11 protein-coding genes and 1 pseudogene are annotated in these 12,420 nt (G+C 65.8%); 9 read left to right on the top strand and 3 right to left on the bottom strand.

What is annotated here, in order from left to right; translation table 11 throughout:
• A pseudogene (locus A5777_RS24505) lies at positions 1 to 141 on the bottom strand (DUF1295 domain-containing protein); the annotation flags it as partial.
• Between the two features lie 177 nt (positions 142 to 318).
• Between A5777_RS24505 and sigK the strand changes: the two are divergent.
• Positions 319 to 888: an ECF RNA polymerase sigma factor SigK gene (gene sigK, locus A5777_RS00695; protein ID WP_005207638.1), complete on the top strand. Its 570-nt coding sequence runs from the start codon at positions 319 to 321 to the stop codon at positions 886 to 888.
• Positions 881 to 1,807, top strand: coding sequence for an anti-sigma factor (locus A5777_RS00690; RefSeq protein WP_064861287.1), 927 nt, complete (start codon positions 881 to 883; stop codon positions 1,805 to 1,807). Before sigK ends, A5777_RS00690 begins: the two co-directional genes overlap by 8 nt.
• 67 nt (positions 1,808 to 1,874) lie before the next feature.
• Here the strand turns inward: A5777_RS00690 and A5777_RS00685 are convergent, their stop codons facing one another.
• The gene (locus A5777_RS00685) at positions 1,875 to 3,590 is read right to left on the bottom strand and encodes a flavin-containing monooxygenase (protein ID WP_064861286.1); all 1,716 of its coding nucleotides are present in this window, start codon (positions 3,588 to 3,590) and stop codon (positions 1,875 to 1,877) included.
• 415 nt (positions 3,591 to 4,005) lie between these two features.
• Between A5777_RS00685 and A5777_RS00680 the strand changes: the two genes are divergently transcribed.
• From A5777_RS00680 to purU, 7 genes are read left to right on the top strand one after another with little or no spacing between them, the layout of a single operon-like run.
• Positions 4,006 to 5,271 carry an aromatic ring-hydroxylating oxygenase subunit alpha gene (locus A5777_RS00680; protein ID WP_197502261.1) on the top strand — a complete coding sequence of 422 codons (1,266 nt, stop codon included), beginning with the start codon at positions 4,006 to 4,008 and terminating at the stop codon, positions 5,269 to 5,271.
• The gene (locus A5777_RS00675; RefSeq protein ID WP_064861284.1) at positions 5,271 to 6,302 is read left to right on the top strand and encodes a hybrid-cluster NAD(P)-dependent oxidoreductase; all 1,032 of its coding nucleotides are present in this window, start codon (positions 5,271 to 5,273) and stop codon (positions 6,300 to 6,302) included. The genes A5777_RS00680 and A5777_RS00675 overlap by 1 nt, the downstream gene beginning before the upstream one ends.
• Positions 6,303 to 6,309: 7 nt before the next feature.
• A complete protein-coding gene (locus A5777_RS00670; RefSeq protein WP_064861283.1) occupies positions 6,310 to 7,518 on the top strand; it encodes a sarcosine oxidase subunit beta family protein in 1,209 nt (402 codons plus the stop codon).
• Positions 7,519 to 7,576: 58 nt separating this feature from the next.
• The gene (locus A5777_RS00665) at positions 7,577 to 7,840 is read left to right on the top strand and encodes a sarcosine oxidase subunit delta (protein ID WP_064861282.1); all 264 of its coding nucleotides are present in this window, start codon (positions 7,577 to 7,579) and stop codon (positions 7,838 to 7,840) included.
• Positions 7,840 to 10,644, top strand: a complete 2,805-nt coding sequence (locus tag A5777_RS00660; RefSeq protein WP_064861281.1) for a 2Fe-2S iron-sulfur cluster-binding protein — start codon at positions 7,840 to 7,842, stop codon at positions 10,642 to 10,644. The genes A5777_RS00665 and A5777_RS00660 overlap by 1 nt, the downstream gene beginning before the upstream one ends.
• A complete protein-coding gene (locus tag A5777_RS00655; protein WP_064861280.1) occupies positions 10,637 to 11,236 on the top strand; it encodes a sarcosine oxidase subunit gamma in 600 nt (199 codons plus the stop codon). Before A5777_RS00660 ends, A5777_RS00655 begins: the two co-directional genes overlap by 8 nt.
• A 10-nt stretch (positions 11,237 to 11,246) precedes the next feature.
• Positions 11,247 to 12,095 (top strand): formyltetrahydrofolate deformylase, encoded by an 849-nt coding sequence (gene purU / locus A5777_RS00650; protein WP_064861279.1) that lies wholly within the window; start codon positions 11,247 to 11,249, stop codon positions 12,093 to 12,095.
• 110 nt (positions 12,096 to 12,205) lie between these two features.
• Here purU and A5777_RS24920 read toward each other — a convergent pair.
• The coding region (locus A5777_RS24920) for a hypothetical protein (RefSeq protein WP_197502260.1) at positions 12,206 to 12,420 on the bottom strand (215 nt) is incomplete at its 5' end.

Genomic DNA, 12,420 nt, shown 5'->3' with positions numbered 1-12,420 from the left:
CTCACCCGTCTTTGGCGGTAGAGGGAAGAAATATGACGTGCGCTGCTGGTACTCGGGGTAGCCGTCACGCTTGCTCATCGATTGCTCGAGGAGCCGCGCGCCGGTTGCGTACACCAGGAAGTAGGTCATCACGACGGGTGAGGGGGCGGGTAGTCAGGGCCACGCGCCATGACCGCCCTGCTCGCAACCCCAACACCTCCAGCCCGACCGACTACTTCGACCTGGTCGTCGTATCCTGCGAGGCCGAAGACAGAGGTGTGGTTGAGGGTCGGCACGTCGCCAATTAGGGTGAACTGCGATGAACGCAGAGGCCTGTCGGTGACCGCTGACCACGATGCCGGCGACCGGCTGCCCGCACTCCTGGAGAAGATCGCTTCGGGAGACGAGCTCGCATTCGCCGAGTTTTACGACCTCACCAGCCATCGCGTCTACGGCATGGTGCTGCGCGTTCTGCGCGATCCCGGCTACAGCGAGGAGACCACGCAGGAGGTCTACCTGCAGGTCTGGCGATCTGCGTCGACGTTCCGCGCCGACCTCGGCTCGGCGTTGAGCTGGCTCATCACCCTGGCACACCGTCGCGCCGTCGACCGCGTGCGATCGGAGACCGCGAGCAGCCGCCGCGAGGAGAACTACGGAGCGCAGGACTACACCTCGACGTTCGACGAGGTCAGCGAAGCCGTCGACAAACGGGAGACCAGTTCGCAGGTCCGCGGCTGCCTAGAAACGCTGACCGACGTGCAGCGCGAATCGATCGGCCTCGCCTACTACGAGGGGCTCACCTATCGCGAGGTCGCCGAGCGACTGTCGGTGGCGCTCCCCACCATCAAGAGCCGTATCCGCGACGGAATGGCTCGCCTCCGCTCATGCCTCGGAGATCGTGATGTCTGACGAAAAGCCAACCGCCCCAGCATCTTCCGACGACAACCTCGTCAGCCTCGCCCCGATGCTCGGTCTCGACGCGCTCGGTGCGGCCGAGCGCGACTCGGTTGCCCGACGCCGCGCGAAGGCGTCGGACACCGACCGCGCCGCCTTCGACCGCGACGTCCGACTCACTCGCGAGGCGATGGCCTCGGTCAGTTCCACCACATCCGCGGCGCCGCCACCCGAACTACGCGACCGCCTGCTACGCCTCATCCGCACCGAGCCCCAGGACGACTCCCCCTCGCCCCGCCCAGCGGGCCTCTCGGCAGTGGACCCCACCCGCCGGCCCGAGGCAGCCGACACACCAACAGACCTTTCCCGCCAAACCGAAGCGCGCACGGACCTTCCCCGCCAAACCGGCGCGCGCGCGGACCTTTCCCGCTGGTCGAGCCGGTCCGGAGCGCCAGCGGAGGACCGTGTCGAGACCACCCCACGCAACCGTCGCATCCTCTACCTCGCGGCCGCGGCCGTCGTGGCTGTCGCGATCGGAGCCGTCGGCTGGGTCGTCGGCGCCAACCTCTCGTCCAACAACGAGCCTCAGCAGACCACCGCGCAGCAGGTGTTCGACGCCAAGGACATCCGCACCTCGTCGGGTTCGGTCGCCACCGGCCGCGCGACCGTCGCGTACTCCGAGAGCGCAGACGCCGGCGTGCTCGTCATGAACGACGTGCCACCACCCAAGTCAGGGACGGTCTACCAGATGTGGCTGGTCGGGCCCGAGGGAGCAACGTCGGCGGGCACCATGACCGACAAGGACGTAGCACCGTCGACCACCGCGGTGATCCCGCACATCGGAAACGCGAAGGCGCTGGCGTTCACCGTCGAGCCGCCCGGCGGTTCGACGACTCCGACCAGCAGCTTTGTCGCCGAACTGCCGCTGAGCTAGATGTCCACGCCGCAGTTGCGTGGGATCCACGGGGGCATTTTTGTACCCGCGCATCCCACGCAACTTGTCAGATCAGATGCTTCGGGTGCACACGCTTGGGCATCAACTGCAGCAGCGCCAACTGACCGGCCATCTGCCAACGATTCTCGACGGCCTCGGAGTACAGGTCGTCGAGCGCAGCCTTTCCCAGCTTGTGCGGCCCGACGATCCGATAGCACGACTGGTTGAAACTGCCGAACCACAACTGGATGAACAGCTTGGGGTTCACCATCATTCGCCACGCCGGCACCAGGCAACCGATCTCGCGGGCGAGCGCGTCCAGGTACAGCACCTGCGACGGGATCGCCTCGGTGTGGCCGGGAGTCAGAGCAGTCCAGTGCTCTTCCCACTCCTTTTCGCGGCCGATGCGTTCGTCGATGTTCGACGGCATGGCCAGCTTTCCACTGCACAACCGAGCGAAGTACCGCGCCTGCATCTCCGCACAGATCGGGATGCCGCCCGAGAACGGCCGGACGAATCCGACGAACGCCGCGGTGCCGTCGTGTTCGGGGTGCAGAAAGTGCTTGTATAGGTTGCGCACGTTGCCGTCCTTTACCTGCAGATCGCCGATCGACAGCTTCTCGGTGGAGAAGCCGGTGCACAGCACGATCGCGTCGAACTCCGCCGAGCTCTTGTCACGAAAGCGCACCGTCGAACCGTCGGAACTTGCAATTCCACTGTCGTTCAACGCCACTCGGCCGTCGACGATACTCGGGATGAAGCTCACGTTCTTACAGAAGATCGCGCGCTGCGCCCAACTGCCGTCGGGATGCGACCGTCGATTCCAGGTGCGGATCATGTCCCAGTTGGCCGCGTTGTCGAGCGTGTCCACGTCGATCTTCGGCGGTTCCATCGGCTGTCCGAGGGGATTGACGTCGGGCTCGACGGTGCGCCGACCTCCCGGCGCCGTGCCTGCGTACGCGCGCACAACACCTGCCGCAGTGGTGAACACACCCAGCACCACCGACATCGCCAGGAACAGCGCCTTGATCACCGAGCTACGGCCCCATGCGGTGTCGAGCACGAACGGATACTCTGCCGACCTCCGGCACATCTCGTGGGCGTGCGCACGCACGGTTCCGTTGTCAGTCGTCCTCGTACGGTTGAACACACGCGGCAACAGGTAGGTGTAGGAGCGGATCGCAAGAGTGCATTCCGTTGCCACGTCACCGATTTCGCGCACGAGGTCTGCACCGGATTCGGCCATGCCGACAATCAGAACCCGCTTACCCTCGAACCGGTCGCTGTTGCGGTACTCCGACGAGTGCACGATCTCCCCGGTGAAACCCTCGAGCCCCGCGATCGCGCGGTTGGGCGTCTTGAACGGTCCGGAGCAGACAGCCACCGCGTCGAAGATCTCCGACGACGTCGCGCCCTCGCGTGAGACAGTCACCGTCCAACCCCGGTCGTCGCGCCGGATGTCGGTGACCTCTGCACCGCACGTGATGCTCTCGGCGAGGTCGAATCGGGCCGCGTACTCACGCAGATACTCCAAATACTGCGCGCGCGTGTAGAACACGCGGCCGTCCGCAAAGGGGTGATCCGAGTAGGCCATGAGTTTCATCGAGATCGTGAGCATGAGGTTGTCGTAGGCCTTCATCTGCTCGCCATCGCCCTCGTGGCGCAGCCACAGGCCGCCGAGGTCCGTGTTCTTGTCGAAGCAGACAACATCGTGCCCCTCGTCGCGCAATTGCTTGATCGTCGTCAGACCACACGGGCCCGCACCAACCACACACACCTTCACGGCAATTCCTTCGAGTCCCGGGCGCCGAGATCGGCAGCCGACCGCCAATAGATTAGGTAAGGCTAACATCACCTCGCTGCGCCCAAGGTCTCCATACGGGCAGGTCAAACGGCACACCGGTCAATTCGGGCCAAACCGACACGGGTTGCAAGCCGCCCTGAATCGTCGCCAAGTCACCACTCGCCGCCCGATTGACAGACGCGACCAGAGCCTTCACACTTGTTGCATCAGTTGCTGTCGGTTGCGCCATACGCAACTATCAGCACAAGGGTCACCGCCGACTCTCACAGACTCCCAGGCCTCACTCCCCGGCCACCGCGATCCCATACGCCACCAAGAGAGACTTCGATGGCCGATGCCCACTGACCCGCCCCAGCAGAATGCGCCGCCGACAGCACACCGAGCCGACCCGGCCATGTGCACTGTCATCGGCACACGCGTCGTCGGCCAGAGTCTCCCGGGCCAGCTCTACGTCGACCAGAAGTGGTTCGACGTCGACCTCGACGAGATCTTCGCCAAGCAGTGGATCTTCGTCGCCGCCGAAGCCGAGATCGCCGAGCCCGGCGACTACGTCACCGTCGAGTTCGGTGCGCGATCGGTCATCGTCACGCGTGACAACCTCGGCAACGTCCGCGCCCATCACAACGTCTGTCGCCACCGCGGAGCCCGCCTGATCACGCAGGCAAACGGCTCGACCGGCACCATCGTCTGCTCGTACCACTCGTGGACCTACGCCACCGACGGTCGCCTCATGTACGCCGAGGCCCAGGCTCCCGACTTCGACAAACGCTGCTTCTCGCTCCGCTCCGTCGCAGTCCGCACCATCGCCGGCCTCGTCTTCATCTGCCTCGCCGACGACCCGCCCACCGACATCGACGACGTCGCGCGCATCGTCGAACCGTATCTCGCGCCGCACAAGCTCGCGGAGGCCAAGGTCGCCAAGCAGACCGATCTCGTCGAGAACGGAAACTGGAAGCTCGCTATGGAGAACAACCGCGAGTGCTATCACTGCGGCGGCCATCCGGAACTCCTGAACGTCTTCTTCCCGACCTGGGGCTACAGCGACTCCGACGCCATCCCCGACCGGCTCACCGCTGTCGTGGAACGCTACCGACGTGCTACCGCGGAACTCGCCGACACGTGGACCCGCTTCGGCCTCCCCTATCGACGCATCGCCCAACTCGACTCCCGCCCAACGGGATTCCACATCGAGCGGGAGGCAATGGATCTCGCGGGCGAGTCGTTCACACTCGACGGAACCACCGCGTGCACGCGCCCGCTCTCCGACGACCTACCCGACCGCCGACTGGGCCGACTCTCGATGCACCTGCAACCGAACATGTGGTTGCACGTGACCAGCGATCATGCAGTGTTGTTCTCCGTCATACCGATTCGGCCCGACGAGACACTCGTGCGCACCACCTGGCTGGTCAACGCTGCGGCAGTCGAGGGCGTCGACTACGACCTCGATCGACTCACCGGGGTCTGGGAGATCACCAACCAGCAGGACGCCGACCTCGTCCGGCTCGCGCACCGGGGCATCGCCGATCCCGCCTACGTTCCCGGCCCGTACGGACCGTCGGAGTTCCAGGTCGAGGCGTTCATCAACTGGTACATCACACGGCTGCGCGTCAACCTCGGACTCGTCGCCACACCGGATCAGATCGCCGAGAGCGCGTGATGAGCACCGACCACCTCCTCGTGTGCGTCGACCGCACCGAACTCACCCGCGACATGGCGACGTTCACCTTTCGCGCCGTCGAGCCGTACACGTTCGTGTTCAACCCAGGGCAGTTCCTGTCGGTCGGAATCGAGATCGATGGGCGCGTCGTCGAACGGTGCTACTCGATTTCGTCGTCGCCCACCCGCCCGGACACCCTGTCGATCTCGGTGAAACGCAAAGTAGGCGGTCACGTGTCGAACTGGTTGCACGACAACATGTCTGAAGGCCGCACAATCACTGCATCCGGACCACTCGGCCGGTTCAGCTACATCGACAAGACCGCAACCAAACTCCTGTTGATCTCCGCCGGGAGCGGCATCACCCCGGTGATGTCGATGCTGCGGGCTGCCACCGATTCCGACAGCAGCACAACCCCCGACATCGTCTTCATCCACAGCGCCCGCACGCTCGACGACATCCCGTTCCGCACCGAGCTCGACGACCTCGCCGTCACGCACCCCAAAGTCGCTGTCGCCTTTGCGTGTACGCGCCTCACCGATGACGATTCGGGTGCCGCGTGGTCGGGGCATCGTGGCCGACTCGACGCCGCTGCCCTCGCCCGCATCTGCCCCGATCTCGCCGAGAGGGAGGTCTTCCTCTGTGGCCCAGGCCAGTTCCGTGCGGGTGTCCGTTCGGCTCTTGTCGCCTCCGGAGGTTCGCTGACGCGAATACACGAGGAGAGCTTCGGCTTTCGGCTGCCAACCAGCGACGACGGCGCTCCCTCCGACGGCGTCAGCGTCGACTTCACCCGCCGCGCACGCCGCATCCACGTCGGCGCAGGTACGACGATCCTCGCCGCCGCGGCGGCTGCGGGAGTCACGCTCCCGTCGTCGTGCGGTGTCGGCCTGTGTGGCTCGTGCAAGGTGACCAAGACCTCGGGCGACGTCGTGATGAACCATCAGGGCGGAATTCACCGACGCGAAATCGAGCAGGGCAAGATCCTGCTCTGCTGCTCCGAACCACTCTCGCCCGTCGTGATCGATCTGTGAGGACCCCATGACCAGCCCCCATCCAGACTTCCTCTGGCGCAACCCCGATCCCGCGCCGAACTACGATGTGGTGATCGTCGGCGGCGGCGGTCATGGTCTCGCCACCGCCCACTATCTGGCGCGCAATCATGGGATCACCAATGTCGCTGTACTCGAACGTGGTTGGCTCGCGGGCGGGAACATGGCACGCAACACGACCCTGATTCGCTCCAATTACCTGTGGGACGAGAGCGCCGCGATCTACGAGCATTCCCTCAAGCTCTGGGAGGGACTCGAGGACGAGCTCGGTTATCCGATCCTGTTCAGCCAACGCGGTGTGCTCAACCTTGCACACACCGAGCAGGATGTCCGTGACTCAGTTCGCCGAGTAGAAGCCAACCGGCTCAACGGAATTGACGCCGAATGGCTCGATCCCAAGCAGGTCGCCGAGGTCTGCCCGATCGTGAACACCTCCGCGGACATCCGCTATCCCGTCCTGGGTGCCACATTTCAGCCGCGCGGCGGGATCGCCAAGCACGACTGGGTCGCATGGGGATTCGCGCGCAGCGCAAGCGACGCCGGGGTCGACATCATCCAGAACTGCGAGGTCTTCGGGTTCGAGACCGACGGGGGCAAGATCACCGCGGTCAATACCAGCCGCGGGCGTATCGGAGCAGGCACCGTAGCGCTGTGCGCCGCAGGCCACACGTCGACACTCGCCGATCCGCTCGGCATCGACCTTCCCCTGCAGAGCCACCCGCTGCAGGCACTCGTCTCCGAACTCCTCGAACCCGTGCACCCCACCGTCGTGATGTCCAACGCGGTGCACGTGTACGTATCGCAGGCGCACAAGGGTGAGCTGGTGATGGGAGCGGGCGTCGACTCGTACAACGGATACGGCCAGCGCGGCGCCTTCCACATCATCGAACGCCAGATGGCGGCGGCCGTCGAACTGTTCCCGATCTTCGGCCGGGCCAGGCTGCTACGGACATGGGCGGGCATCGTCGACGTCACTCCCGACGCCTCACCGATCCTCGGCGCCACACCGTACGACAATCTGTTCCTCAACTGTGGCTGGGGCACAGGTGGTTTCAAGGCAACACCGGCAGTCGGCTGGTGCCTCGCGCATACCGTCGCGACCGGTACACCCCATCCGATCAACGCGCCGTTCACCATCGAGCGCTTCACCACCGGCGAGCTCATCGACGAACACGGCGCCGCAGCGGTAGCGCACTGACCCCCCGTTACTGAAACCCCGTTACTGAAACCGCAGCCACTGAGTACCAGGAGATCCGTTGCAACTCATCACCTGCCCGCACTGTGGACCACGCGAAGAAGTCGAGTTCCACTACGGTGCCGCCGCGGGCGTCGCCTACCCCGGCCAGCCAGCCGACCTCGACGACGCCGCGTGGGCGCGCTATCTGTTCTTCCGCCCCAACCCGAAAGGCGCACTGAAAGAACGCTGGTGCCACAGCGCGGGTTGTCGGCAGTGGTTCACCGTCCAGCGCGACACCGTGACCTACGCGATCGTGCCGGCGCCGTCCGAGGAGACCGCCTGATGACCCAGACCTTCCGCACTCCGTCCGGCGGACGAGTCGATCGCAATTCACCCATCGAGTTCGTCTTCGACGGCGCCACCTACACCGGTTACGCCGGCGACTCATTGGCATCGGCATTGCTGGCCAACGGAGTTCGCTCGATCACCAGCAGCGTGATACTCCACCGCCCCCGCGGCGTCACGGGTTCGTGGGCCGAAGATGCCACCGCGCAGATCGGCGTCGACGCTCCGTACAGCGAACCGATGGTCCCCGCGACCACAGTCGAGTTGTGCGCCGGACTCGTCGCGCACGGTGTCCCGGGACTGGGCCGCTTGTCGTTCGACGTCGACACCGCCCGCTACGACTCGCTGCACCACCATCCCGACCTGCTCGTCGTCGGCGCCGGACCCGCAGGCCTCATGGCGGCGCTGATCGCCGGCCGCGCAGGTCTGCAGGTCATGCTCCTCGACGAGCGCGCCGAGCCCGGAGGCGCAACACCGTGGGCGCCCTGGGTAGCCGACGCCGTCGCCGAGTTCGACTCACTGCCCACCACCACCCGACTGATCCGCACCACCGCGTTCGGTGCATACGACGACGGGTTCGTCCTCGCTGTCGAGCGGCGCACCGCCCATCTGGGAACGGAAGCACCACAGCACATCTCACGGCAGCGCATTCATCGCATCCGCGCGCGGCACACCGTCGTCGCCGCAGGCGCGCACGAACGTCCGATCATCTTCGGCAACAACGACCTACCCGGCGTCATGCTTGCCGGTGCCGCCACCGACTACCTCCGCCGGTACGGCGTTCTCGTTGGCACGAGCGCCGTCGTCTTCACCGCCTGCGACGCCGCGTACGACGCCGCTTTCGCGTTGACGCAGGAAGGAGTCGACGTCCGTGCGATCGTCGACGTACGGGCCACCGTGTCGACCGACCTGGCCGAACAGGCTGCGGCACTTGGTATCTCACTGCGTGCCGACGACGCCGTGGTCGAGGCTCTCGGCGCCGATTCGGTAGAGGGCGTGCGCCTGCGAGATGGCACGCCACTCGACTGCGACACGGTACTGGTCTCCGGAGGCTGGAATCCCGCTGCGCACCTGTGGAGTCAGCTACGCGGTCCGCTGACCTTCGACGCCTCAGCCGCAGCCTTTCTGCCCACGGGAATGCTTCCCACCACCGAGATCGCGGGAGCGGCAGCCGGAATGCTCACCACGCCTTCATGTCTGGCGGACGGGCGTCGAGCAGGACTCTCTGCCGTCCGCGCGCTCGGCGTCGTCGCACCCGAGTTCCGAGCGATTCCGCACGTCGGTGAGCGCACCCCGGCCGCGACGGAAGTGTGTTGGCGGGTTGCCGAATCCGATTCCGCTACATCGTTTGTCGATCTCCAGCGCGATGCCACGGTCGCCGACGTCGAGCGTGCCGTCGGCGCCGGGATGACGTCTGTGGAGCATGTCAAGCGCTACACCACGATCGGTACGGCACACGATCAGGGTAAGACGTCGGGCATTGTCGCCTCGGGCATCGTCGCGGAGTTGCTCGGCGTCGACGTCACCGCTACTGGTACCACGACGTTCCGTCCGCCGTACACCCCGGTGTCATTCGCAGCGTTGGCAGGTCGCGACCGAGGCGATCGCTACGATCCGGTTCGACGAACCGCGTTGCACCACTGGCACAGTGAGCGCGGCGCGGTGTTCGAGGATGTCGGCCAGTGGAAGCGTCCGCGCTTCTATCCGCGCGGCGGCGAGGACATGGCGTCGGCCGTGCTCCGCGAATGTGCCGCTGTCCGTTCGGGAGTCGGCATACTCGACGGTTCGACGCTCGGCGTCATCGACGTCGCGGGGCGAGACGCCCCTGCCTTCCTCGACATGCTCTACACCAACATGATGAGCACACTGCGGGTCGGCAAGATTCGCTACGGCGTGATGTGTGGACCCGACGGCATGGTCAAGGACGACGGCACCGTCATGCGCATCGCGGACGACCGCTACACCGTCTACACCACCACCGGAAACGCGGCCGCCATCCTCGACTGGATGGAGGAGTGGCACCAGACCGAATGGCCGGAGCTGCAGGTGTTCACCACCTCGCTGACCGATCACGTCGCGACGTTCCCCGTCGTGGGTCCGCGGTCGCGCGACGTCGTGGGTGCGGTGTTCGACGACCTCGACGTGAGCAACGACGCGTTCGGCTTCATGGACTGGCGCGATACCACTCTCGACGGCGTTCCGATCCGTGTCGGGCGCGTCAGCTTCTCCGGGGAGCTCGCCTTCGAGGTCAACGTCGCCGCGGAATGCGCACTCGATGTGTGGTGTGCACTCCTCGACGCCGGTGAACGCTACGAGATCACGCCGTACGGAACCGAGACCATGCACGTGCTGCGTGCCGAGAAGGGGTATCCGATCATCGGCCAGGACACCGACGGGACGGTCACGCCACACGACCTCGGCATGAGTTGGGTGGTGTCGAAAAAGAAGTCCGACTTCATCGGAAAGCGCTCGTTCTCCCGTGCCTCCGACCGTAATCCGTTGCGCAAGCATTTCATCGGGCTGCTGCCGACCGATGCGTCGACGGTGTTGCCGGAGGGATCGCAGATCGTCGCTCACAGTCCGGACGGCACGCTGCCACCGCCACCCGTTTCGATGCTCGGGCACGTCACCTCCAGCTACCTCAGCGCCGAGCTCGGGCGGCCGTTCGCGCTGGCGCTCGTGAAGGGGGGCCGGGATCTGGTCGGTTCACGACTGTCGGTGCCCGTCGGTGACCGCCTCGTCGAGGTCGAGGTCACCTCACCGGTCTTCGTCGACCAGGAAGGAACACGTCGTGATGGCTGACATCTCGCTCACACCGCGCTCGCCGCTTAGCGGCTGGAAGGAGGTATTCGACGCGCTCGCCCCCGCGGTGCAGCTGGCTGAAACCCCTGTGGCGCAGTCGATCGTCCGCACCTCCGACGCCGATGCCATCGCACGACTCGACCTGCCGGGCGTCTGCGAACTACGACGCCACGACGGTGAGGTCGCGGTCTGGCTCGGCCCCACCGAGTGGCTGCTCTATCGCGAGGGCGTGACAGGCCACGCCTTCTTCGACGACGTCGTGTCCCGTGGAGGCGAGAACACCTACGTCATGGATGCGACGGCGCAGCGCACCCGGCTCACCCTCGGCGGCCCCCACGCCCGCACCATCCTCGCTCACGGTTGCGCGATTGATCTGTCCAACAGCGCATTTCCGACCTCGCGTGCGGTGTCGACGCTGCTGGCCCAGACGGGCGTCGTGATCCACCGTGACGAATATGACGACACGTACACGGTCTTCGTGCGTTCGTCGTTCGCCGACTACCTCGCTGACTGGCTCGTCGACGCCGCGGCCGAGTATGTGGTTCCGACAGCCCCTAACACGACACCCACTCGCACGAACCCCCCGACCTGAAAGACCGCTCATGCCCTCGACTTTCACGCTCACCCTGCGGTGCCCCTCCCGCGGCGGAATCATGCATGCGATCTCGTCGTTCCTGTTCAGCCACGGCTGCGAGGTCATCGACCACCGACAGTTCGACGATCCGACAACGCATACCCTCTTCGTACGAACAGAATTCGCGTCGGCGCGACAATCCAGCGCGGACGACATGGTCCGCGCGTTCGAACATCTCGCCAGCGGGATCGACGCCCAGTTCGAGATCCACGACCGCACGCCCGCGCGGATCGCCGTCATGGTCTCCAAACTCGGCCACTGCCTCAACGACCTGATCTTCCGTTGGCGTGCAGGGACACTCGGAGGTGAGCTCGTCGCGGTCGTGTCCAACCACACCGATCTCGAGCCGATGGCAACCTCCGCCGGACTCCCGTTCCGACATCTGCCGGTGTCACCGGACACGAAGGTCGACGCCGAGGCAAGACTCCTGGCAACCGTCGACGAGTTCGACGCCGATCTCGTCGTCCTCGCCCGATACATGCAGATCCTGTCCGACGAGACCTGCGCGAAGCTGCGCGGCAGGGCGATCAACATCCACCACTCGTTCCTTCCGGGCTTCAAAGGCGCCAAGCCCTACCACCAGGCCCATCAACGCGGGGTCAAATATGTCGGCGCGACAGCGCATTACGTGACAGCGGATCTCGACGAAGGCCCGATCATCGAACAGGAGGTGATCCGCATCGATCACACCCACGACCCGCGCAGGCTCGCCACGGTCGGCAGCGACGCCGAAGCCCTGGCGCTCTCCCGCGCCGTCCGCTGGCACAGCGAGAACCGCGTGCTCATGAACGGAACCAGCACCGTGGTGTTCAGCTAGCCGCCCGCTGGTCGAGCGGCCTCCCCCGCTGGTCGAGCCTGTCGAGACCACCGCCCGCCCGCTGGTCGAGCCCCGCCCGCCGGTCGAGCCCCTACCGCCGGTCGAGCGCCTCACTCGCTGGTCGAGCCCCACCGCTGGTCGAGCCCCACCGCTGGTCGAGCTTGTCGAGACCACCGCTGGTCGAGCTTGTCGAGACCACCCGCCGGTCGAGCGCCCCACCCGCTGGTCGAGCCCCACCGCTGGTCGACCTTGTCGAGACCACCCGCCGGTCGAGCGCCCCACCCGCTGGTCGAGCCCCACCGCTGGTCGACCTTGTCGAGACCAC

This window comes from Gordonia sp. 852002-10350_SCH5691597, assembly GCF_001665715.1.
Classification (GTDB): Bacteria; Actinomycetota; Actinomycetes; order Mycobacteriales; family Mycobacteriaceae; genus Gordonia; species Gordonia sputi.
This window is presented reverse-complemented; position numbering and strand designations above follow the sequence as displayed.

Excerpts from the sequence above, each read along its gene's own strand:
- A5777_RS00675 (WP_064861284.1), top strand. The coding sequence starts at position 5,271 with ATGAGCACCGACCACCTCCTCGTGTGCGTCGACCGCACCGAACTCACC.
- A5777_RS00670 (WP_064861283.1), top strand. The coding sequence starts at position 6,310 with ATGACCAGCCCCCATCCAGACTTCCTCTGGCGCAACCCCGATCCCGCG.
- purU (WP_064861279.1), top strand. The coding sequence starts at position 11,247 with ATGCCCTCGACTTTCACGCTCACCCTGCGGTGCCCCTCCCGCGGCGGA.
- A5777_RS00660 (WP_064861281.1), top strand. The coding sequence starts at position 7,840 with ATGACCCAGACCTTCCGCACTCCGTCCGGCGGACGAGTCGATCGCAAT.
- A5777_RS00655 (WP_064861280.1), top strand. The coding sequence starts at position 10,637 with ATGGCTGACATCTCGCTCACACCGCGCTCGCCGCTTAGCGGCTGGAAG.
- A5777_RS00680 (WP_197502261.1), top strand. The coding sequence starts at position 4,006 with ATGTGCACTGTCATCGGCACACGCGTCGTCGGCCAGAGTCTCCCGGGC.
- A5777_RS00690 (WP_064861287.1), top strand. The coding sequence starts at position 881 with ATGTCTGACGAAAAGCCAACCGCCCCAGCATCTTCCGACGACAACCTC.